The organism is Anaeromyxobacter oryzae, assembly GCF_023169945.1.
Taxonomy (GTDB): Bacteria; Myxococcota; Myxococcia; order Myxococcales; family Anaeromyxobacteraceae; genus Anaeromyxobacter; species Anaeromyxobacter oryzae.
Genome location: NZ_AP025591.1, coordinates 3,335,246 through 3,357,255, shown reverse-complemented (window position 1 = coordinate 3,357,255; position 22,010 = coordinate 3,335,246). Strand labels below are relative to the sequence as shown.

The 22,010-nt window shown below is 74.8% G+C and carries 15 protein-coding genes; 12 read left to right on the top strand and 3 right to left on the bottom strand.

Annotated elements, in window-relative coordinates; translation table 11 throughout:
- The first annotated feature begins 187 nt into the window (after positions 1–187).
- From AMOR_RS14530 to AMOR_RS14505, 6 genes are all read left to right on the top strand, one after another.
- A complete protein-coding gene (locus AMOR_RS14530) occupies positions 188–1,231 on the top strand; it encodes a pyridoxal phosphate-dependent aminotransferase (RefSeq protein WP_248362450.1) in 1,044 nt (347 codons plus the stop codon).
- Positions 1,232–1,342: 111 nt separating this feature from the next.
- Positions 1,343–1,849, top strand: coding sequence for a tripartite tricarboxylate transporter TctB family protein (locus tag AMOR_RS14525; RefSeq protein WP_248362449.1), 507 nt, complete (start codon positions 1,343–1,345; stop codon positions 1,847–1,849).
- 6 nt (positions 1,850–1,855) lie between these two features.
- Complete coding sequence (locus AMOR_RS14520) at positions 1,856–3,358, top strand: tripartite tricarboxylate transporter permease (protein WP_248362447.1); 1,503 nt, start codon at positions 1,856–1,858, stop codon at positions 3,356–3,358.
- Positions 3,355–4,353, top strand: coding sequence for a tripartite tricarboxylate transporter substrate binding protein BugD (locus tag AMOR_RS14515; protein WP_248362445.1), 999 nt, complete (start codon positions 3,355–3,357; stop codon positions 4,351–4,353). Before AMOR_RS14520 ends, AMOR_RS14515 begins: the two co-directional genes overlap by 4 nt.
- A gap of 12 nt (positions 4,354–4,365) precedes the next feature.
- Positions 4,366–7,098, top strand: coding sequence for a M16 family metallopeptidase (locus tag AMOR_RS14510; protein WP_248362443.1), 2,733 nt, complete (start codon positions 4,366–4,368; stop codon positions 7,096–7,098).
- Between the two features lie 123 nt (positions 7,099–7,221).
- Positions 7,222–9,612, top strand: a complete 2,391-nt coding sequence (locus tag AMOR_RS14505; RefSeq protein ID WP_248362441.1) for a hypothetical protein — start codon at positions 7,222–7,224, stop codon at positions 9,610–9,612.
- Positions 9,613–9,623: 11 nt separating this feature from the next.
- On the opposite strand, the gene AMOR_RS14500 is transcribed toward AMOR_RS14505, so the two are convergent.
- Together AMOR_RS14500 and miaE are read right to left on the bottom strand one after the other, a co-directional pair.
- A complete protein-coding gene (locus AMOR_RS14500) occupies positions 9,624–11,318 on the bottom strand; it encodes an HNH endonuclease signature motif containing protein (RefSeq protein ID WP_248362439.1) in 1,695 nt (564 codons plus the stop codon).
- 847 nt (positions 11,319–12,165) lie between these two features.
- Positions 12,166–12,762 (bottom strand): tRNA-(ms[2]io[6]A)-hydroxylase, encoded by a 597-nt coding sequence (gene miaE, locus AMOR_RS14495; protein ID WP_248362437.1) that lies wholly within the window; start codon positions 12,760–12,762, stop codon positions 12,166–12,168.
- Positions 12,763–12,885: 123 nt separating this feature from the next.
- On the opposite strand from miaE, the gene AMOR_RS14490 reads away from it, so the two are divergent.
- Entirely contained in the window at positions 12,886–13,413 is a 528-nt protein-coding gene (locus AMOR_RS14490; protein WP_248362435.1) for a hypothetical protein, read from the top strand.
- On the opposite strand, the gene gluQRS is transcribed toward AMOR_RS14490, so the two are convergent.
- Entirely contained in the window at positions 13,410–14,378 is a 969-nt protein-coding gene (gene gluQRS, locus AMOR_RS14485; RefSeq protein WP_248362433.1) for a tRNA glutamyl-Q(34) synthetase GluQRS, read from the bottom strand. The genes AMOR_RS14490 and gluQRS overlap by 4 nt on opposite strands.
- A gap of 116 nt (positions 14,379–14,494) precedes the next feature.
- On the opposite strand from gluQRS, the gene AMOR_RS14480 reads away from it, so the two are divergent.
- From AMOR_RS14480 to AMOR_RS14460, 5 genes are read left to right on the top strand one after another with little or no spacing between them, the layout of a single operon-like run.
- Positions 14,495–16,054 carry a 4-alpha-glucanotransferase gene (locus AMOR_RS14480; protein ID WP_248362430.1) on the top strand — a complete coding sequence of 520 codons (1,560 nt, stop codon included), beginning with the start codon at positions 14,495–14,497 and terminating at the stop codon, positions 16,052–16,054.
- Positions 16,055–16,110: 56 nt separating this feature from the next.
- The gene (gene treY / locus AMOR_RS14475; RefSeq protein ID WP_248362428.1) at positions 16,111–19,128 is read left to right on the top strand and encodes a malto-oligosyltrehalose synthase; all 3,018 of its coding nucleotides are present in this window, start codon (positions 16,111–16,113) and stop codon (positions 19,126–19,128) included.
- A gap of 2 nt (positions 19,129–19,130) precedes the next feature.
- Complete coding sequence (locus tag AMOR_RS14470) at positions 19,131–19,571, top strand: SixA phosphatase family protein (protein ID WP_248362426.1); 441 nt, start codon at positions 19,131–19,133, stop codon at positions 19,569–19,571.
- 58 nt (positions 19,572–19,629) lie between these two features.
- On the top strand, positions 19,630–21,198 hold the full coding sequence (locus tag AMOR_RS14465) for an AAA family ATPase (RefSeq protein ID WP_248362424.1): 1,569 nt from the start codon (positions 19,630–19,632) through the stop codon (positions 21,196–21,198).
- The gene (locus AMOR_RS14460) at positions 21,195–21,983 is read left to right on the top strand and encodes a hypothetical protein (protein WP_248362422.1); all 789 of its coding nucleotides are present in this window, start codon (positions 21,195–21,197) and stop codon (positions 21,981–21,983) included. The genes AMOR_RS14465 and AMOR_RS14460 overlap by 4 nt, the downstream gene beginning before the upstream one ends.
- Positions 21,984–22,010 lie beyond the last annotated feature (27 nt).

Sequence of the window (22,010 nt, the reverse complement as noted above, 5' to 3'; positions counted from 1 at the left end):
TCTCCTTCTTCGTTTCGAGTTCGGGGCCGTCCGTCCGGCCACCCGCCTCTCCGCTTCTGCATCGGGTTTGCCAGCGGGCGCCCGACCGGAAGTCGCGGGTTTACGCCCGCCGTCCGTCGGGAATTCCGGACGGCGAGGCGGGCGCCGCCGACGCGGCAGGTGCGGCGAGCTGTGCTAGGTTCCGCGCGTGAACGCCTTCAAGCCGCACCTCGCGAACGTCGCCGATTACCCGTACGCCAAGGTCGACGCGCGCGTGAAGCTCGACCAGAACGAGAGCCCCGAGGACCTGCCCGCCGATCTGAAGGCGCGCGCCCTCGAGCGGCTCGCGAAGGTCTCCTGGAACCGGTACCCGGAGCTGCACGCCGAGGACGTGCGCGCGGCGGTGGCGCGCCACGAGGAGTGGCCCGAGGCGGGCATCGTGCTCGCGCCGGGCTCGAACCTGCTGGTCCTCGCGCTCGCGAGCGCGGCGCGGACCGTCGTCGACACGGTGCCGGCGTTCCCCTACTACAAGGGCGGCGCGCAGGCGGCGGGCACGCCGTGGCGCGGGATCCCGCTCGGCGCGGGCTTCGCGCTGCCGAAGGCGGAGCTGCTCGCGGCGATGGACGGCGAGGGCGGCGTGCTGTTCCTCCCGAACCCGCACGCACCGACGGGCAAGCTGTTCGAGCAGGGCGACGTCGCCGAGCTCGCCGAGAAGGCGCGGGCGCGCGGGTGGCTCCTCGTGGTCGACGAGGCGTACCACGCCTTCGCCGGCACCGACGCGCGCCCGCTGGCGCGCGCCAACGAGAACGTCGCCGTGCTGCGGACCTTCTCGAAGTCCTGGGCGCTCGGCGGGATCCGCGCCGGGTACCTGCTCGCGTCGCCGAAGGTCGCGGCGGTGGTCCGTGCGTGCGTCCCGCCGTTCTGCATCCCCGCGCACACCTCGACGATCCTCCTCACCGTCCTCGAGTCCCCCGGCTACGTGAAGCCGCTCGTGGAGCGGATCCGCGCCGAGCGCGCCCGGCTCCTCGAGGGCCTCTCCCGGCACCCGCGGTGGAAGCCGTACCCGAGCGCCGCGAACTACCTCCTCGTCCGGACGCCCGACGCGAAGGCGGCGTTCGATCACCTCCTCTCGCACGGGCTGCTCGTGCGGCGGCAGGACCACTACGCCGGGCTCGAGGGGTGCATCCGGATCTCCGTCGGCACGCGGGAGGAGAACGATCTCCTGCTCGCGGCGGCGGCTTCCGCCCCGTAGCTGCGCCGCACGCTCCCCCGGGTCTCACCTGACCCGAACGCCCCATTCGGGGCCGGGCGGCGAGTCGCACGCTGGGTCATCATCGCCTCTCACGTCCATTCGGGAGGCCCCATGTCTGGCGAGCCGCAGCACGCGGTGCAACCCGCAGCCCCGGCGCGCCGGATCGGCGCGCCGCAGAATCTCGCCGCCGGGTTCACCCTGCTCGTGGTCGCCGCGATCGCGCTCTGGGCGGGCGCGGGCCTCGACGCGGGACGGCTCCGCGCGATGGGCCCCGGGATGTTGCCGCGCGCGCTGGCGCTCCTCGTCGGCGGCGCCGGCGCGCTCCTGGTGGGCTCGGCGTTCGTGAAGGAGGGCGAGCCGATCGGGCGCTGGCGGCTGCGCGGTCCGCTCCTCGTGACGATCGCGATCCTCGCGTTCGCCGCCACGATCCGCACCGCCGGCCTCGCCGTCGCCGGACCGCTCGTCGTCGTCATCGGCGGCGCGGCGGCGCCCGACGCGCGGCCGCGGGAGCTGGCCGTCTTCGCAGTGCTCCTCACCGCGCTCTGCGTCGGGCTCTTCCGCTACGCGCTCGGCCTGCCCATCCCCGTGCTCCGCCTGCCGGGGATCGTGACGCTCTAGGCGCGCATGTCCGACCTCCTCTCGCACCTCGCGCTCGGCTTCTCGGTCGCGCTCTCGGCGCAGAACGTCCTCCTCGCGTTCGTGGGGTGCGTGGTCGGGACGCTCATCGGCGTCCTGCCCGGCGTCGGCCCAATCGCGACGATCACGATGCTCCTGCCGGTCACCTTCGGGATCGAGCCCACCGGCGCGCTCATCATGCTCGCCGGCATCTACTACGGCGCGCAGTACGGCGGCTCGACCACCGCGATCCTGGTGAACATCCCGGGCGAGGTGACGTCCGTCGTGACCACGCTCGACGGCCACGAGATGGCGAAGCAGGGGCGCGCGGGAGCGGCGCTCGGGGTCGCGGCCATCGGCTCCTTCTTCGCGGGGACGGTGGCGACGCTCGTCATCGCCGCGCTCGCCGCGCCGCTGACCCGGGTCGCGCTGCTGTTCGGGCCGGCCGAGTACTTCGCGCTCATGGCGGCCGGGCTCGCGTTCGCCGTGGTGCTCGCGCGCGGCTCGGTGCCGAAGGCCATCGCGATGACGCTCTTCGGGCTCCTCCTCTCCACGGTCGGCACCGACCTCGAGACCGGGGCGGACCGGATGACGTTCGGGTGGAGCGCCCTGTCCGACGGGATCGACTTCGCCGTGCTGGCGATGGGCGTGTTCGGGTTCGCGGAGGTGCTCCGCAACCTCGACGTCGTCGAGCACCGGGACGTGGTGAGGAAGCCCATCGGCCGGGTCCTCCCGACCGGCGGCGAGCTCCGCCAGTCCGCCGGCCCGATCGCGCGCGGGACGCTCCTCGGCGCGGCGCTCGGGATCCTGCCCGGGAACGGCGCAGTCCTCGGCCCCTTCGCGTCCTACACGCTCGAGAAGCGGCTCGCCCGGGACCCGCGCCGCTTCGGCCGCGGGGCGATCGAGGGCGTCGCCGGCCCCGAGTCCGCGAACAACGCGGGCGCGCAGACCTCCTTCATCCCGCTCCTCGCCCTCGGCATCCCGCCGAACGCGGTCATGGCCCTGATGGTCGGCGCGATGACGATCCACGGCATCGTCCCCGGCCCGCTCGTGATGGTGAAGAACGCCAACCTGTTCTGGGGCGTCATCGCGAGCATGTGGATCGGCAACCTGATGCTGCTCGTCATCAACCTGCCGCTCATCGGGATCTGGATCCGGTTCCTGAACGTGCCGTACCGGCTGCTCTTCCCGGCGATCCTGCTGTTCTCGTGCATCGGGATCTACTCCGTATCGAGCTCGCCCTCGGACGTGGTGCTCACCGCGGGCTTCGCCCTCGGCGGCTGGGCGCTCGGGCGACTCGGCCTCGAGACGGCGCCGCTCCTGCTCGGGTTCGTCCTCGGGCGCCTCATGGAGGAGAACCTGCGGCGCGCCCTCGCCATCGGGCGGGGCGATCTCGCGACGTTCGTGCGGCGCCCGATCAGCGCCGCGTTCCTCGCCCTCGCGGTCGTCGTGGTCGCGATGGCGATCTTGCCCGCGGTTCGCAAGCGCCGCGAGGAGGTGTTCACCGAATGAACCAGAACGCTCGAAGCGCCCGCTCGCTGCTCCTCGCCGTGGCGGCGCTCGCCGCCGCGCTCCCCGCCGCCGGCCGCGCCGCGTATCCCGACCGGCCGATCACGATGATCGTCCCGTTCGCCGCGGGAGGGCCGACCGACGTGGTGGCCCGGATCGTGGCCGACCACATGTCCCGCACCCTCGGGCAGCAGATCGTCGTGGAGAACGTCGCCGGCGCCGGCGGCACCACCGGCTCGCTGCGCGCGGCGCAGGCCGCGCCCGACGGGTACACGATCGAGATGGGCCACATGGGCACCCACGGCGCCGCGCCGGCCGCGTACCCGGAGCTCAAGTACGACCCGCGGAAGGACTTCGCGCCGATCGGCCTCGCGTCGGGCACGCCCATCGTGATCGTCGCGCGGAAGGACTTCCCCGCGAAGGACCTCAAGGAGTTCGTCGCGTACCTGAAGGCGAACTCGGAGAAGCTCAACGAGGCGCACGCGGGCACCGGATCGGTCTCCTTCACCACCTGCGCGCTCCTCAACTCGCTCGTCGGCGCGAAGCCCACGCGCGTGGCGTACCGCGGCACCGGGCCGGCGCTGAACGACCTCGTCGCCGGGCAGGTCGATTACATGTGCGATCAGATCGTGAACCTCGTCCCGCAGATCCAGGCCGGGACGATCAAGGCGTACGCCGTCGCGCTCCCGGCGCGGTCGCCCGCGCTGCCGGACGTGCCGACCACGAAGGAGGCCGGCCTGCCGGAGTTCCAGGTGAGCGCCTGGAACGCGATCTTCGCGCCGAAGGGCACCCCGCCCGAGATCGTGAAGAGGCTCAACGTGGCGCTCGTGAAGGCGATCGCCGACGAGAACACCCGCAAGCGCATCCTCGACCTGGGCGGCGACCTCTCGAACGAGGCGGCCCGGTCGCCGGAGGGGCTGCAGAAGCTCGTCGAGAACGAGGTCGCCCGCTGGAACCGGGTGCTGCGGTCCACCGGCGCCGGGAAGCAGGGGGGTTAAGAAAGGACCTCCATGCTCGCTCCCGCGCTCGCGCTCGTCCTCGCCGCCTCGCCCCCCCCGCCGGCCGCCTCGCCGCGGCCGGCGGCGCCGGCCCGCCTCGACGTCCGGACGTTCACGCTGCCGAACGGCCTCACCGTCGTGCTCGCGCCCGACCACCGGCTCCCGCAGGTCGTGGTCGACACCTGGTTCCAGGTCGGGTCGAAGGACGAGGCGCCGGGGCGGACCGGGTTCGCGCACCTCTTCGAGCACCTCATGTTCATGGGGACGAAGCGGGTGCCCGGGAACGCGTTCGACGTGACCATGGAGTCGGGCGGCGGCGCGAACAACGCGAGCACCTCCGAGGACCGGACCAACTACTACAGCTGGGGCCCGTCCGCGCTCCTGCCCACGCTGCTCTGGCTCGACGCCGACCGCTTCCAGGCGCTCGGCGACGCCATGACGAAGGAGAAGCTCGACGTCCAGCGAGGCGTGGTCCGGAACGAGCGGCGCCAGAGCTACGAGAACACGCCGTACGGCCGCGCGGAGCTGGTGATCCCGGAGGCGCTCTTCCCGGAGAGCCACCCGTACCACCACCCGGTGATCGGCAGCCACCAGGACCTCGAGGCGGCGACGCTCGAGGACGTGAAGGGCTTCTTCGCGACCCACTACGTCCCCGGAAACGCCACCCTCGTCGTGGCGGGCGACTTCGATCCGGCCGCCGTCCGGCCGATGGTGGAGAAGCTCTTCGGCGCGCTCGCGACGCGGCCCGTACCGGCGCCACCGGTCGCCGCGCCGGTGCACCTCGACCGCGAGGTCCGCCGCATCGTGATGGACGAGGTGGAGCTGCCGCGGCTCGTCCTCGCCTGGCACGCGCCGGCCGCGTACGCGCCGGGGACCGCCGAGCTGGACCTCCTCGCGGCGGTGCTGGGCGACGGCCCGTCGTCCCGACTCGAGCGCCGGCTCGTGCTGGACCTGCGGATCGCCGAGTCGGTGAACGTATCGCTCGACGCGCGCGCCCTCGGCTCGGTGTTCCGGGTCGAGGTCACCGGCACCCCCGGCGCCGACCTGGAGCGGGTGAAGCGCGAGACGCTGGCGGTCCTCGCCGACCTCGCGGCGAAAGGTCCGACCGACGCCGAGCTCCGCCGCGTGAAGGCGGAGGCGGAGGTGCACGCGCTCGAGACCCGCGAGCACCTCCAGCGCCGCGCCGACAAGCTGAACGAGTACCGGTTCTTCCTCGGCGAGGCCGACGCGTTCGACCGCGACCTCGCCCGCTACATCCGCGCGACCGGCGCAGCGGTCCGGGACGCGGCCCGCGGGCTCGGCGAGGGCCGGCTCGACCTGCGCATCCTGCCGTCGCGCGGCGTCGCGGGCGAGATCACGGACACCCGCCCGCAGGACCTTCCCGCCCGTGCCTGGGTGCCGCCCGCGCCGGAGATCTTCCGCCTCTCGAGCGGCGTCGAGGTCCGGGTCGTCCGCGAGCCGGGCACCGGGCTGTTCGCTGCGCACCTGATCGTGCCAGGCGGCGCCCGCGCGGTGCCCGCCGAGAAGGCAGGGCTGGCGCCGGTCCTCGCGAAGCTCCTCCTGTCCGGCGCCGCCGGCAGGTCCGCGCCGGAGTTCGCCGACGCGGTCCGGACGCTCGGCGCCGACATCGACGCGCGCGCGACGCGGAGCTTCCTGGACGTCGAGGTGAAGGGCCTCTCCGCGAAGCTCGGGCCGACGCTCGACCTCTTCGCCGACGCGCTGCTCCGCCCGAACCTCGCGCCCGCGGACTTCGACCGCGAGGCGGCGCTCGCGCTGGCGCGGGTCGAGGCCCGGCCCGACGAGCCGCGCCTCGTCGCGCCCCTCGTCGCGGCGGCGGCGCTCTACGGCCAGGACGATCCGCGCGGCCGACCGGTGGACGGGTACGCGCGGACGGTGAAGACGCTGACGCTCGCCGACGTGAAGGCGCTCGCCCCGCGGCTCCTCGATCCGCGCGGGGCCGTGCTGGTGGTCGCGGGCGACGTGGACGTCGCGGCGCTGCGCGCGCGCCTCGAGGCGCTCCTCGCCGGGTGGCGTCCGCGCGGCGATGCGCTCCCGCCCCCTCCGCCGCCGGTCACGTCCGCCCCCGGCGGCCGGATCCTCCTCGTGGACCGGCCCGGGGCGCCGCAGACCATGATCCTCGCCGCGCGCCCGGCGGCGTCGTCGGACGAGGCGGCGCGCGCGGTGCGCGAGGTGGTGAACGTGGCGCTCGGCGGGAGCTTCACCTCGCGCCTCAACCAGAACCTGCGGGAGAAGCACGGCTACACCTACGGGGCCCGGAGCGCGTACGCGACGGAGGGCCGCCAGTCGACCTTCTACGCCATGGCCGCGGTGCAGACCGAGGTCACGGGCGCGGCGCTCGTCGAGCTCCGGCGCGAGCTCGACGCGCTCGCGGCGGGCGGGATCGACGCGGCGGAGGCCCGGAAGGCGCAGGAGACCGCGCGTCACCAGCTCGTCCTCGACGTGCAGACGACCGCCGGGCTCGCGGACCGGCTCGCGGAGGCCGTGCTCGAGGGTCGCCCGGCGGACGCGCTGCGCGAGGAGGCGACCGCGCTCGGCGCCGTCGACGCCGCGCGCGCAAGCGCCGACGCGAGGTCCGGGCCGTACCGGTTCGACGGCCTCGCCGTCGTCCTCGTCGGCGACCGGAAGGCGATCCTCCCGCAGCTCGCGAAGGCGGGGCTCCCGCCCCCCATCGCCGTCGACGCGGACGGCGCCCCGATCCCGGCCGACCGGGCGGCCGCGCGCTGAGCGGGCGGAGGGAGCCCGGGCGCGCGCCGCCGCGCCCGCCTCCCGATCCGGCATTCACCCGACGTGTAGCTTACCCTTCGGGAAGCCTTGGGCCCGAGCGTCCCCACCCCGAAGCTTTAGGGCATGTTCCTCTCCGCCTGGGCGGCGGCCGCGCTGGCCGCCGTCTCCGCCGCGACGCCCTTCGCCCCGATGCAGTGGGGCAACCAGCTCACGCTCCCGGCGCAGCGCCACGTCGTGCGCATCGCGCCGCCCGGCGGCTCGCCCTACCTCCTCGTGGCGATCCAGCGCGACGCGCTCGAGGGCATCGGGCTCCTGTTCTATCGCTCGGACGACGGCGGCACGACCTGGCGCCCCGACGCGCCGATCCAGCCCGACCGGACCGAGCGCGACACGGCGGACCTCGTCCCTGTCGGCAACGATCTGGCGCTCGTCTGGTCGTTCGAGGACGCGACGCTCACCGGGTCGCCCCTGCACGACGTGTACTTCCAGCGGTGGCGGATGGACGGGGCCGGGACGCTCCAGCCGTCACCCGCGGTGCTGGTGTTCGACTCGACGTCCTCGTCGACGGCGTACTCGCGCGCCGTGCTCGCGCGCGACTCGGCGGGGCGGCTCTGGGTGATGGCGTTCCGGATGGAGCCCGACGGCCGGTCGACGGTCGTCGTCTCGGTGTCGACGGACGGCGGAGTCACGTTCACGCAGCAGCCCGACCTCGACACGCTCCCCGTGCGCGGCGGCGGGCGGATCCTCGCGCTCGGCTCGCGGCTCCTCGCGCTCTACGACTGCCACGACATCGGCACGGCGGCGCGGTTCCGGATCCGCGACGACTCGGCCCCGCTCGCGTCGTGGTCGCCGGTCGCGGACGCGTTCCCGGAGGGCATCTACCACGGCGCGGCGCTCTCGGCGGTCGCGGACGGCGCCGGGGGCGCCGACGTCGTCTTCAAGGCCGAGGACGAGATGCTCCGGTACCGTCACTTCGACGGTTCCTCGTTCGGCCCCGCGACGAACCTCACCCCGGCGGGCGGCGACTGGGCGCTCCAGCCCGCCGTGACGCGCATCGGCGGCGCGTCGATCGTCGGCTACAACCGGCCGGACGTCCCGAGCACCGCCTACACCTTCGTCGCGCGCGTGATCGCCGGCGGCGCCGTCGGGGCCGAGATCACCGTCGACGGCAGCGGCGCGTTCCTGAGCTACCCGGCCGCCCCGGAGACGCTCCCGTCGAGCATCACCGGCGTGCCGTTCCTGTACGCCTCGCAGCCTGCCGACGGCGTGTGGGGGAACATGGTCTCGTCGGTCCTCGGCTGGCCCATCGGGACCACGCCACCTCCACCACCCCCTCCTCCGCCGCCACCCCCGCCGCCGCCGTCCGGGACGGTCCTGTTCTCCGACGCGTTCGACCGGACCGCGACCGACCTCGGCGCGTCGTGGACGATCCGCGGCGGCTACTCGGCCGACGGGAACGCGGTGTCCACCCTCGCGACCGTGGACCGGGCGACCGCGACGGGCGCGCCAGCGTGCGCGGACTGCCGCGTGGATGCGAAGGTACAGCCGGGCGCCGCCGCGGAGGCCGGCGTCTTCCTCCGCGGCTCGCCGACGAACAGCGACCGCTACGATCTCATCGTCCTCGGCGACGGCACGCTCCAGCTGCGGCGGCTGAACGCCGGCAACCCGACGGTGCTCGCGCAGGCGCCGAGCGGGATCACGAGCCGGAGCGCGTTCACCACGTTCTCGCTCTCTGCGGTGGGCTCGGACCCGGTGGTGCTCTCGGGCGCGCTGAACGGGGTCGCGGTCCTCGGCGTGAGCGACGCGAGCGCGGCGCGGGTGACGGTCTCGGGCTTCGCGGGGCTCTGGACGTACACGGCCGGGGTCCGGTTCGACGACTTCGTGGTGACCGCGCTCGGCGCGGCCCCGCCCCCTCCGCCGCCCCCTCCGCCGCCCCCTCCGCCGCCGCCGCCGCCACCTCCCCCGCCCACGGGCGGCACGATCCTCTACTCGGACGCGTTCGACCGCACGCAGGACGGCCTCGGCCCGGACTGGGCGATCCGCGGCGCGTACCAGGCGGACGGGAACGCGGTGTCCGTGGCGCCGGACACCCCGGATCGCGCGACGGCGGTGGGCGCACCCGCCTGCGCCGACTGCTCCGCGGAGGCGAAGGTGATGCCGGGCGCCGCGCTCGAGGCCGGCGTGTTCGTGCGCGGCTCGGCGGCGACGTCCACGCGCTACGACCTCATCGTGCTCGCCGACGGGACGCTCCAGCTCCGCAGGCTCGTGAACGCGGTCCCGACGGTGCTCGGGCAGGCGCCGAGCGGGATCTCCGATCGGAGCACGTTCACGACGCTGACGCTCGCCGCGAAGGGCGCCGGCCCGGTGACGCTGACCGGCTCCGTGAGCGGAGTGCCGCTCGTCTCGGCGACGGACGCGTCCGCCGCGGCGATCGGCGCCGCAGGGCAGGCCGGGCTCTGGACGTACACGGCGGGCGTGCGGTTCGACGATTTCGTGATCCGCAGCGCGCAGTGACGAGCCGCGCGTCAGCGGGCCGCCGGCTCGTACACGACGAGCGGCGGCCCGCCGGGGCGGACGCCGAGCTCCCACCGGAGCGCGTCCGGTGCCCGCCCCCACACGCGGACCCAGCCGCGGTGGACGGCGTGGAGGTGATGGGCCGCGCACAGGCTCACGAGGTTGTCCCCGGCGTCGTCGCCGCCGCGCGAGCGGAACAGCACGTGGTGGAGGTGGGCCGCGGCGTGGCTGCACCCCGGCACCCGGCAGCAGCCCCGGTCGCGCGCGAGCACGGCGCGGTGGCGTGAGCGGCGCGCCCTGACGGCTCCTTCCCAGGTCGTGATGAAGTGATCTGCCACCTGGACGAGGCATTCCCCCGGCGTGAGCCACGTCCCGGCGGCGGCGCGCGCAGCGCGGAACGCCGCGTCGAGCAGGCTCGCCACCCGCGAGGGCACGCAGACGCTCAGCTCGGAGCGTGCACACATCTGCGCGTCGCCGGCCGAGTCGATCTCGCGGCGGAGCGCGGCGCAGGTCGACGACTCGGCCCGGGCGATCCACAGGTCGACGCTCGCGTCGTCCGCGACGGATGCGACGAGCCGCGCCTTCTCGTAGGACACCCGGCCGTCCCGCAGCGCGACCCGGAGCGCCGGGAGCGCATGAAGCCGCCGCTCCAGCGTGGCGCGCTGCTCGACGGTGCGCGCCGCCATGCCCAGCCGCTCCTCGCAGTAATGAGCGAACGATACGAACCCAGCGTCTCGCCACAGGCCGAGCGAGCGGAGCAGCATCGCGAGATGCCCGAGCAGCTCGTCCCACCGCGCTTGCATCGCGACGAGAGACCGGAGCTCCGCGTCGAGCCGGTGGAGGTCGCCGTCGTCGCAGTCGAGCTCCGGCGCGAGGACGGGATCGATCGCCTCGAGCGCGGCCCAGCACGCGGTCTCCTCCTCGAGCGCGGCGCGCGCCGCGTCGAGCCACTCTGCGGCGGATGCGTCGAGCCCGCCGCCTCCGTCGCCTTCGCCCGTTCCCACATCTGCGCAACGGTCCGGATGCGCGCCAAGGAACTCCTGGGCCATCGCTTCGAGCCGCTGCCAGCGCGGCGACGCCGCCCCGAGGAGCTTCCCGGCGAGCTCGAGGGCCGCATCCACCCGCGCCCGCTCCTCCGGTCCGAGCGCGAGGTCGACGCGCTCCCAGGGCTCGTCGCGGTCCGTGCCCTCCGAACCGCCGCCGCGCGCTGCCCGCTCCTCGCGGACCGCGACCTCGAGCGCCCGAACCGTGGAGGTCCGCGCCCGCTCGACCCATGCCGCCTCCGCCTCCCCGGACGCGACCGGCAGCACCACCGTCGCCTTCCGCGCGCTCACGTCCCCGCGCCGAACCGCCTCGCGGAGCGCGGGCCGCTCCCGCAGCGCCCGCGCGAGCCGCGCCGTCCGCTTCGCGGTCCCCGGCTCCATCCCGAGCCGCTCGCAGGCGTAGTCGCCGATTCCCGAGAAGCCGAGCCGGAGCGCGCGATCGCCGACGGACAGGGTCCCGAGCCCATCGCCGATGGCGACGTCGAGCGCACCACGCCCCCGCGCGACGCGGACGAGGAGCGAGTCCACGAGGCGAGCTGATTCTTCGCGGAGGAGGCCCCGTCGCTCGTGCGAGGGCGGCGGCTCGAGGAGCCAGGCCTGGGCGGCGAGCGCCGCGGGCGGGGCGGAAGGCGCGGCGACCAGGGTCGTGGAGAGGTCGGCCATCGGGTAAATGGATAGCACGCGCCTCTGACATCGAGCGCAATCTGATAGCGGCGTCATTTGGTTCTGATTGTGCGGTCGTTCGTCGCGTCTCGGCACGGGCGCCGCGCTCGCTCACGCCTGACGATCCACATCTGCGCGCGTCAGGCAGCGGCGACTGTGGACCGGCCGGGACCGTGAAAGCGACCGCCCCCCTCACCCCGGCCCTCTCCCCCCGCTTCGCGGAGGGAGAGGGAGAATCTGGATGGGCGGGCGCTCACATCTGCGCGACCGCGACTGAAACTGTGACCGCGATTGGAACTGCGACCGCGACTGGAACTGCGATTGCGCTAGCGGCTGCATACGCGAACGCGACGGGGAGGCGAACGCGAACGAACGCGCAGCGCCGGACGCGACCGCCCTTCTCCCGGCCCTCGCGGAGATAGAGAGGACCGCTGGATGTCACGGGCACTCACATCTGCCACGCGGGAGGCCTTCATCACGGCGGGCGCGAGCCCCCGCCCCCCACCAGGACGGAATCGTTCGCTTCCACGGCAATTCTCCGTGCAACACCGCTCAATCCCGCACCGACGCCCGCCAACCCTCCCCTTCATTGCCCATGTGACCGGTTTGCGTATCCACACCGGTGTCCAGTACTGACGACGCCCGCGCGTTTCTGAACCGCCCGAGAGGCTCTGACGAATGCGCCGAGCAGGCGCGGCGCTGCGGGCTGCAGGCACAGACCACGCCCCACGCCCACGCCCCACGCCCACTCCACGCCCCCGCCCAGGCCAGAAGCGTTCGCGTTCACAGGCCCGCCGTCCCTGGGCCGCGCGCCCGACCAAGCTCGTGATCGCCAGCGGGCGGCCGCTCAGTGCACCCGCGCCACGATCGGCAACCCCGCCACGATCCTCGCCTCCTCCTCCGCCAGCACCCCAAGCCGCGCGTCCACCTCGGCAGCCTCCCCACGCCGCGCCCCGCCCACCACCCCCCGCGCCAGCTCCACGAAGAGCCTCTCGTGGCCCGCCTCGCTCTGCGCCAGCCTCGCGTACAGCTCGCGCAGCCTCGGCTCCGGCAGCGCCCCCGCGAGCAGCCACAGCCGCTCGCAGCTCCGCGCCTCGATGAGCGCCGCCACGAGCAGGCGATCCACGAGCCGGGCCGTCGCGTCGCCACTCCGTACCCGCGCGACGAGGGCCTGCGCGTAGGGATCGCCGCCATCGGGCGGCAGCGGCACGCCGCGGCGCCCGAGCTCCGCGAGCACCGCGAGGAAGTGCTGCATCTCCTCCTGCGCGAGCTTCGCGAGGGCCCGCACCAGCTCCGGGCGATCGGGATGATCGGCGACGAGCTTCAGCGCGCTCGCGGCGGCCTTCTTCTCGCAGTGCGCGTGGTCCTGGAGCGTCGCGTCGAGGCTCGCGAGCGCGGTCCCCACCCAGCGCGGGTCGGTCGGGGCACGGAGCAGGGACGTCACCCCGTCTGCGTAATCCGCCGCCCGCCCGGCCGCCCGTCGCCCCGTCCCGGCGGCGCGCGTCGCGGCGCCGAGACCTAGCTTTTGCGAGGGCCGGCCCGCGGGGCCGGTGGGGAGGGAACCAGAATGGTCCGTGTCCTGCTCGCGCTCGTCTGTCTTGCCGCTGCGGTCCCGGCGCACGCGGCGCCGCTCTCGCTCGGCATCGAGGCCACCATCGGCAGCCAGCACCTCGGCGTGAACCGGGCTCCCGGCACGACTCGGGATCTGTCGCCCATGGGGGACGCCGGCGCGACGGTGCTCCTCCGCGCGGGGCCGCTCATGCTCGGCGCTGCGATGGAGGGGAACTTCTCCGGGTCGACCCTGCGGCGGTACAACGCGAGCGCGCTCGGCGGCCTCGCCACCGACCTGCTCCCGGTGCTCCGGCTCGAGCTGCTCGGCGAGGTGGGCGCCGCGAACCTCCGCTCCACCTCGGAGCTCCGGCAGGCCGCGAGCGGCGGCTGGAACCGGTTCTACGGGTTCCGCCCCGGCCTCTCGGTGAAGCTCCCCGTCCTGCCGTTCCGCGTCGGCGCGTGGGGCCTCGCCCGCTGGGGGCTGCCCGGCGCGACCAGGTCCCCCGAGCTCGGGTTGCTCGGCCGGATCGGGTTCGAGTTCTAGGGACGCACCAGCGCTTCCACCGCGCCCGCCGGCAGCACCGCGGGCGCGGTTCCGATCTTCCCGAGCGAGAACCCGGACACGAGCGCGCGCGGCGTCACGCGCGCGCCCGCCGGCGCGAGGCCCGAGAGCGCCGCGAGGAGCCCCGTCACCGCCGCCGGATCCGCGCCCGCGTCGCGCAGCTCGCCGAGTGATCGCGCGCCGTGGCGCTTCGCGAGGCGCGCGCCGTCCTCCCCGACCACGAGCGGCACGTGTCCGAACCGGGGCGGCGCGAGGCCGAGGGCGGCGTAGAGCAGGAGCTGCCGGGCCGTGGACGGGAGGAGATCGTCCCCGCGGACGACCTCGGTCACGCCCATCGCCGCGTCGTCGACCACGACCGCGAGCTGGTAGGCGGGGATCCCGTCGGCGCGGGCCACGACGAAGTCGCCGGTCTCGGCGAGGACTTCGTGGACGCGCCGCCCGTGCACGGCGTCGTCGAAGGCGACCGTCCCCTCGGGGACGCGGAAGCGCCACGCGGGCCGGCGCTCGGCGGACCGGCGCGCCACCTCGGCGGCAGGAAGGTCGCGGCACGTGCCCGGATAGCGCGGCCCCTCGTCCCCGGGGCCGTGCGGCGCCTGCGACGCCGCCGCGATCTCCGCGCGCGAGCAGAAGCAGGGGTACACGGCGCCTGCAGCGCGGAGCGCCTCGAGCGCGGCGGCGTAGCGCGGGAGCCGCTCCGACTGGCGGTAGGGGCCGGCCGGGCCGCCGACGTCCGGCCCCTCGTCCCAGTCGAGACCGAGCCAGCGCAGCTCGTCGAGGATGCGCGCCTCGAGCCCCGGGCGCACCCGGGGCCCGTCGAGATCCTCGACGCGCATGAGGTACGCACCGCCGGCCGACCGCGCGGCGAGCCAGGAGAGGAGCGCCGTCCGCGCGTTGCCGAGGTGGAGCGGACCGGTCGGTGAGGGCGCGAAGCGGCCGCGGATGAGCAAGGGAGGCCCCGGAGGGACGATGCCGGATGGGCGCTCGTCTGATATCCCGGTGCCCCGTCGCGTCACAAGCCGAAAACTTGTAGCTGCGGCGGAACCACCTCACCGTGCGCGCATCCATGTCCCGCCAGGCAGGCGTCCTCCTCCCGCTCTTCTCGCTGCGCTCCGCCTCGGACTGGGGCGTCGGCGAGATCCCGGACCTCGTCCCGTTCACGCGCTGGGCCCGCGACGCCGGGTTCTCGATCGTCCAGATCCTCCCGGTGAACGAGGCCTCGCGCGGCCAGAACAGCCCTTACGGCGCGCTCTCCGCCTTCGCGCTCGACCCGGTGTACATCGCGCCCTCCACCCTCGAGGACTTCGAGGCGGCGGGCGGCGAGGGCGCGCTCCCCGACGAGACGCGCCGCCGGCTCGACGCCGTCCGCGCCGCGCCGAGCGTGCGCTGGGACGAGGTGCGGGCCCTGAAGCGCGTCGCGTTCGACCTCGCGTTCGAGCGCTTCGTGCGCGACGAGTGGAACCGGCGCACCGGGCGGGCGCGCGCCCTCGAGGCGTTCGCGCGAGAGGAGGCGGACTGGCTCGACGAGTACACGCTCTTCGTCGCGCTCCACGATCGGGAGATGGGCGGACGCGGGTGGACGGACTGGCCCGCCCCCCTCGCGAACCGCGACCCCGCCGCCCTCGCCGACGCGCGGGCGCGCCTCTCCCGGGAGATCCTGTTCCACACGTGGCTGCAGTGGCAGGGCGAGGAGCAGTGGCACGCCGCGCGCCACGACGCGAACGCGGGCGGCGTCCTGCTCGGCGGCGACCTGCCGTTCATGGTCGCGACCGACTCCGCCGACGTCTGGTCGCGCCGCGGCGACTTCCGGCTCGACGCCCGCGTCGGCGTCCCGCCGGACGCGTTCAGCGCCACGGGCCAGGACTGGGGCCTCCCGGTGTACCGCTGGGACGTCATGGAGCGCGAGGGTCACGTGTGGCTCCGCGCGCGCGCCCGGCGCATGGCCGACCTGTACGATCTGTACCGCGTCGACCACGTCGTCGGCGTCTACCGCACCTACTTCTTCCCGAACGACGGCGGGAAGGCCGCCTTCGTCCCGGACGTCGAGGCCGCGCAGACGCACAACGGCGAGACCGTCCTCGGGCTGCTCGGCCAGGACGCGCGCGTGATCGCCGAGGACCTCGGCGTGGTGCCGGACTTCGTCCGCGCGTCGCTCCAGCGGCTCGAGATCCCGGGATACCGGGTGCAGCGCTGGGAGAAGGAGTGGAAGGCGCCGGGGGAGCCGTTCCGCGACCCGGCGCGCTGGCCGGCGCTGTCCGTCGCGACGACCGGCACGCACGACACCGAGTCGGTCGCGGACTGGTACGAGGCGATGTCGCCGCAGGAGCGCGCGCAGCTCCTCGAGATCCCGGCCCTCGCGCCGCTCCGGGCCGAGCCGCCGGCGCGGTTCGACGACCGCGTGCGCGACGCGCTGCTCGGGATGATCTACGGCTCGGGCTCGGACCTGCTGCTGCTCCCGTTCCAGGACGTGTTCGGGTTGCGCGAGCGGGTGAACGTGCCGGGCACGGTCACCGACGCGAACTGGACGTACCGGATCCCGATGGACCTCGCCGCCCTCGCGGCGGACCGGGCGGCACGGGAGCGGCTCCGCGGCCTCGCCGTCGCGTCCGGGAGGGCCGCCGGCTAGCGGCCGCGGGGCGCCGCGCGGCCCCTCGAACGTCGCGCGGGGAGCTGTGAGGGAGCGTGGGGGCGTCCGCGAAGGTCGAGCTGGTCGAGGCGCTGGTCCAGGCGCTCGCCACCGCGCTCGCGGGCGGCGAGGGGATCACCCGCCGGCCGGCGTCGACGTATCGGCTGCAGCTCCACGCGAAGTTCGGCTTCGAGGCCGCCGCGGACCTCGTGCCGTACCTCGCGGAGCTCGGCATCTCCGACCTCTACCTGTCGCCGATCCTCGCCGCCGCCCCGGGCTCGACGCACGGCTACGACGTCGTGGACCACGCGCGTCTCAACCCCGAGCTCGGCGGGGACGAGGGCTTCGCCCGGCTCGCCGCGGCGGCGGCCGCGAACGGGATGGGCATCCTCCTCGACTTCGTCCCGAACCACATGGGGATCGGGAAGGAGAACGCGTGGTGGATGGACGTCCTGGAGAACGGGCCGTCTTCGGTGCACGCGCCCGCGTTCGACGTCGACTGGACGCCGCTCAAGGCGGAGCTCGGGCACAAGGTGCTCGTCCCCATCCTCGGCGACCAGTTCGGCCGCGTGCTCGAGCGCGGCGAGCTCACGCTCGTCCGCGAGGGAGGGAGCTTCTTCATCCGCTACTTCGAGCACGTGTTCCCGGTGGCGCCGCGCTCCGTCCCGCAGGTGCTCCGGTTCAGGCTCGACGCCCTCAAGGAGGAGCTCGGCGCGAGCGACCCCGGCGTGCAGGACCTCGAGTCGATCTGCACGGCGCTCGAGAAGCTCGCGCCGCGCACCGAGACGTCGCCGGAGGCCGTGGCGGAGCGCGCCCGCGAGAAGGAGGTCGCGAAGCGGCGCCTCGGCGCGCTCTGCGACTCGAGCGAGCGGGTCCGCGCCTTCGTGGACGAGAACGTCCGGATCTTCAACGGGACGCCGGGCGACGCGCGCAGCTTCGACCTCCTGCACCGGCTCCTGGACGGCCAGGCGTACCGGCTCGCCTTCTGGCGCGTCGCGGGCGAGGAGATCAACTACCGCCGCTTCTTCGACGTGAACGGCCTCGCCGCCATCCGGATGGAGGACCCGCGCGTCTTCACCGAGGCGCACCGGCTCGTGCTCGGCCTCGTCCGCGACGGGAAGGCGTCCGGGCTCCGCATCGACCACCCGGACGGCCTCCACGCGCCCACCGCGTACTTCCGGCGCCTCCAGGCGGCGTACCTCGTCGAGCGGGGGCGGCTCCTGGCGCAGCAGCGCGGGGAGCCGCTCGACGCCGCGACGGAGGCGCTCCTCCTCGAGCGGCTCACCGCCGAGCTCGAGGCGGGCCGACTCCCGCGGCGGCCGCTGTACGTGGTCGTCGAGAAGGTCCTCGTCGCGCCGGAGAAGATGCCGGACGGGTGGGACGTGGACGGCACGACGGGCTACGAGTTCCTCGCCGCCCTGAACGGCGTCTTCGTCGATCCCGCCGCCGAGCGCGCCTTCGACACGCTGTACTCGCGCATCGCCGGCGCGCGCGAGGACTTCCGCGAGGTGATGATCGCGCGGAAGCGGCTCGTCATGGAGTCGTCGATGGCGAGCGAGATCAACATGCTCGCTCACCGCCTCGCGCGGATCAGCGAGATGGACCGGCGCACCCGCGACTTCACGCAGCGCGAGCTCACCCGGACGCTCGTCGAGTACGTGTCGCTCTTCCCGGTCTACCGGACGTACGTGAGCCCGCGCGGCGAGGTGCACGACCGCGATCGGCGCTACGTCGAGGAGACCATCGCGCGCGCCCGGCGGCGGAGCCCGGTGGTGGATCCGTCGATCTACGACTTCCTCCGCGACGTCATCCTCCAGCGGTACGCGGACGGCCTCTCCGACGCGGACCGGCGCGAGTGGCTCGAGCTCGCGCTGAAGCTGCAGCAGGTGACGGGTCCCGTCACCGCGAAGGCCGTGGAGGACACCGCCTTCTACGCCTACGTGCGGCTCGCGTCGCTGAACGAGGTCGGCGGCGAGCCGCGCCGGTTCGGGACGACGCCGGAGGACCTGCACGCGCTCCTCGCCGAGCGGCAGGCCCGCTACCCCGGCTCGCTCTCCGCGACGTCCACGCACGACACGAAGCGAAGCGAGGACGTCCGCGTCCGCATCGACGCGCTCTCGGAGATCCCGGGCGACGCGCGCGCCGCGTGGACGCGCTTCACGCGGATGAACCGGTCGCACCTCACCCGCATCGAGGGGCGGACCGCGCCGGACCGCCGCGACGAGTGGCTCGTCTACCAGACGCTCCTCGGGACCTGGCCCGACGGCGGGCTCGCGCCCGGCTCTCCCGCCCTCGAGGCCTACGAGGCGCGGATCCACGCGTACGTCGAGAAGGCGCTCCGGGAGGCGAAGGTCCACACGAGCTGGACGAACCCCGACGCCGAGTACGAGCAAGGCGTGCACCGGTTCGTGCAGCGCGTCCTCGCGTCGCCGCCCTTCGTCGCCGAGCTCGCCGCGCTCGCCGCGCGGCTGGCGAGGGCGGGCCGGGTGTCGTCGCTCGCGCAGGTGGCGGTGAAGTGCTTCGCGCCGGGCGTGCCGGACGTCTACCAGGGGACGGAGCTCTGGGACCTCTCGCTCGTCGATCCCGACAACCGCCGGCCCGTGGACTACGAGGTGCGGCGGCGCGTGCTGGCCGAGGTCCGCGCGGAGCGCGCGCGGGGCGGCGACGCGGTCCGCGCGCTCGCGCGGCGCCTCTCGACGCCCGACGCGCTCGTCGAGGGCCGGGCGAAGCTCCTCCTGCTGCACGCCGCGCTCGCCTTCAGGCGCGAGCGGCTCGGGTTCTTCCTCCAGGCCGAGCACCGGCCGCTCGCCGCGAACGGCCCGCACGCGGCGCACGTCCTCGCGTTCGCGCGGAGCCACGGTGGGCGCGCGGTCGTGTGCGCCGTTCCCCGCCTCGTGCTCCGCCTCCTCGAGGAGGGCGAGGGGCAGATCCGCTGGGAGGGCGCGCTCCCGCTGCCCGAGGGGCTCCCGCGCCGGTGGCGCGACGTCGTGACGGGCGCGGTCCACGACGCCGACGCCCCCTCGCTCGGCGCCCTCTTCGCCGACTTCCCCGTCGCCCTCCTCGCCTCGGAGTGAACATGCCCGCGACCCGCGTCTACCTGGTGCGTCACGCGAAGGCCGAGCCGCAGGGCGGCGACGACGCGGCCCGGCGGCTCACGCCGGAGGGGCGCGCCCGCTTCGACGCCCACGTGAAGGCCCTCGCCCCGCGCCTCCGCGTCGCGCGGATCGTCACGAGCCCGTTCGCGCGCGCGCGGCAGACCGCCGAGCTCCTCGCGGCGCGGACGGGCGCGACCGTGGAGACGGACGACGCGCTCGCCTCCGGGGCGTCCGACGGCCGCGAGGTCCTCGCGCTCGCGCGGAAGGCGGCGGACGGCACCGCGCTCGTCGGCCACAACCCCGAGCTCGCCCAGGCGGTCGCGACCGCCGCCGGCAAGGACGTCGAGGTGAAGCCCGGCGCCGTCGCCGCGCTGGACGTGGACGGCGGCGACGTCCGGCTCGCCTGGCTCGAGGCGCCCTGAACGACGGAATCGCGCTCCATGGCTCGGGCGCCGGCCGCCGGGCTGATACACTCGCCGGATGGCCGCTCCCGGCGACCCGGCACCCGCCGAGCCCTCCCGCACCCCGCCGCGCTTCGTCCGCGAGCTGGACACGCTCGTCCGCGCCCGCTACCCCCTCGTCTACCTCGTCACCTCCGAGGAGCTGCGCGTCGAGGCGATCCTCGCCGATCTCGCCCAGAGCCACGGCAAGGCGCTCCTCGGCTGGTCGGCGACGAAGGGCTTCCGGCGCCTCGGCGGCGCGAAGGGGCCCGCGCCCGAGGCCCAGGCGCCCCTCGACGCGCTCGCCGCGGTCGAGAAGCTCCCCGAGCCGTCCCTCGTGGTCCTGAAGGACTTCCACCCCTACCTCCAGGATCCGCAGGTCGTCCGCGGGCTGCGCGAGCTCGCCCACGCGCTCAAGTCCACCTACACCACGGTCATCCTGCTCTCGCCGACGCTCGTCATCCCGCCGGAGATCGAGAAGGAGGTCTCCGTCCTCGACGTCCCGCTCCCGACCTACCGCGACCTCCTGGAGCTCCTGAAGGAGATCGTCGGCGTCGTGCGCCGGAGCAACCGCGCCAAGGTGGAGCTCACGAAGGACGACGCGGACCAGCTCATCCAGGCGGCGCTCGGGCTCACGCTCTCGGAGGCGGAGAGCGCCTTCGCGAAGGCGATCGCCACCGACGGCCGGCTCTCCCGCGACGACGTCCCGCTCGTCCTCGAGGAGAAGCGGCAGGTGATCCGCAAGAGCGGGCTCCTCGAGTACTTCGCCCCCGACGCGCGGCTCGCCGACGTGGGCGGGCTCGCCGCGCTCAAGACCTGGCTCGAGCGGCGCGGCGCCGCCTTCTCCGAGGCCGCGCGCCGCTTCGGCCTGCCCGAGCCGAAGGGCCTCCTCCTCCTCGGCGTCCAGGGCTGCGGGAAGAGCCTCACGGCGAAGGCCGTCGCCGCGCAGTGGAACCTCCCGCTCCTCCGCCTCGACATGGGCCGCATCTTCAGCGGCCTCGTCGGCTCGTCGGAGGAGAACCTCCGGAAGGCGATCCGGGTCGCCGAGAGCGTCGCCCCCGTCGTCCTCTGGGTGGACGAGATCGAGAAGGGGCTCTCCGGGTCCCAGTCCTCCGGCACGGTGGACGGTGGCGTGTCCGCCCGCGTCTTCGGATCGCTGCTCACCTGGCTGCAGGAGAAGACCGCGCCGGTGTTCGTCGTCGCGACCGCGAACCGCATCGAGGGGCTCCCGCCCGAGCTGCTGCGGAAGGGACGCTTCGACGAGATCTTCTTCATCGACCTCCCCGCGGCGCCGGAGCGGCGCGAGATCTTCGACATCCACCTCGCCAAGCGCCGGCGCGAGCCGGCGGGCTTCGACACCGGCGCGCTCGCCGAGCGGGCGCACGGGTTCAGCGGCGCCGAGATCGAGCAGGCCGTCGTGGCCGCGCTCTACGACGCGTTCGCCGAGCGGACGGAGCTCTCGCAAGCGCACCTGGAGCGCTCGGTGGCGGAGTCGCTGCCGCTCTCCACGACGATGCGCGAGGACATCGAGCGGCTCCGCGACTGGGCCCGGACCCGCACCCGGCCCGCGTCGACGCCGGCGCCGGCGGACGGGAGCTCCCGGCCATGAACGATCGCCTGGGACGGTTCCGCCACCTCGAGGGGCCGCGCACGGAGCGCGACGATCCGGCCACGCCCGCCCCGACCGCGAGCGCCGAGCGGTTCGAGGGCGTCGAGCGCCCCGCGGGCGGCGCGCCCGTCGCGGCGCCCCGCACCGGGGCGCGGCTCGATCGGTTCGGCCCCGAGCCGGACCCGGTGATCGAGCTCGTGGACACCGAGGGCCAGCGGCCCTTCACGCGCTGCATCCGCTGCGGGATGGATTCGAACGTCTTCGCGACGACGTGCCCCGGCTGCGGCGCGAGCCTCGACACCGAGGAGCAGCGCAGCTTCAACGAGCGGCTCTGGGCCTCGCGGCAGGCCGAGGCCGCGCGGGAGGCGGCCGCGAGCGCCGAGCGCCAGGCGCTCCAGGCGGCGGAGGCGGAGGAGGACGCGCGCACCCGGCGCGCGATGGCGGAGTCGATGGCGCGCGAGGTCGGCGATCTCGAGCGCCGCCGCCTCGACGCGGAGGAGGGGCGCTGGAGCGGCGGTCGGTGGGGCGGAGGCTGGGGCCGCGGCGGCTGGGCGGGCGAGTACGATCCGACGCCGCTCGGCCTGAAGCTCCTGCGCCTGCTCCCCGGTCCCGGATGGCAGCTCGCCGCCGCAGCGGTCGCGGTGCTGGTCGTGGGCGGCCTCGTGATCTCCGGCCTCTCCGGCACGCTCCACGGCCGGCGCGGGCCGCTCGTCGGCCTCGGCATCTTCCTCGCCGTCGTGCTGCTCACGCCGCCGGGCCGGCGGTGGCGGCGGTGGTGGTGGTAGCGGCGGACGCGCGCCGCTTCGGAGCTC

Excerpts from the sequence above, each read along its gene's own strand:
- AMOR_RS14525 (WP_248362449.1), top strand. The coding sequence starts at position 1,343 with ATGTCTGGCGAGCCGCAGCACGCGGTGCAACCCGCAGCCCCGGCGCGC.
- AMOR_RS14520 (WP_248362447.1), top strand. The coding sequence starts at position 1,856 with ATGTCCGACCTCCTCTCGCACCTCGCGCTCGGCTTCTCGGTCGCGCTC.
- AMOR_RS14515 (WP_248362445.1), top strand. The coding sequence starts at position 3,355 with ATGAACCAGAACGCTCGAAGCGCCCGCTCGCTGCTCCTCGCCGTGGCG.
- AMOR_RS14510 (WP_248362443.1), top strand. The coding sequence starts at position 4,366 with ATGCTCGCTCCCGCGCTCGCGCTCGTCCTCGCCGCCTCGCCCCCCCCG.
- AMOR_RS14505 (WP_248362441.1), top strand. The coding sequence starts at position 7,222 with ATGTTCCTCTCCGCCTGGGCGGCGGCCGCGCTGGCCGCCGTCTCCGCC.
- AMOR_RS14500 (WP_248362439.1), bottom strand. The coding sequence starts at position 11,318 with ATGGCCGACCTCTCCACGACCCTGGTCGCCGCGCCTTCCGCCCCGCCC.
- AMOR_RS14490 (WP_248362435.1), top strand. The coding sequence starts at position 12,886 with ATGGTCCGTGTCCTGCTCGCGCTCGTCTGTCTTGCCGCTGCGGTCCCG.
- AMOR_RS14480 (WP_248362430.1), top strand. The coding sequence starts at position 14,495 with ATGTCCCGCCAGGCAGGCGTCCTCCTCCCGCTCTTCTCGCTGCGCTCC.
- AMOR_RS14470 (WP_248362426.1), top strand. The coding sequence starts at position 19,131 with ATGCCCGCGACCCGCGTCTACCTGGTGCGTCACGCGAAGGCCGAGCCG.
- AMOR_RS14465 (WP_248362424.1), top strand. The coding sequence starts at position 19,630 with ATGGCCGCTCCCGGCGACCCGGCACCCGCCGAGCCCTCCCGCACCCCG.
- AMOR_RS14460 (WP_248362422.1), top strand. The coding sequence starts at position 21,195 with ATGAACGATCGCCTGGGACGGTTCCGCCACCTCGAGGGGCCGCGCACG.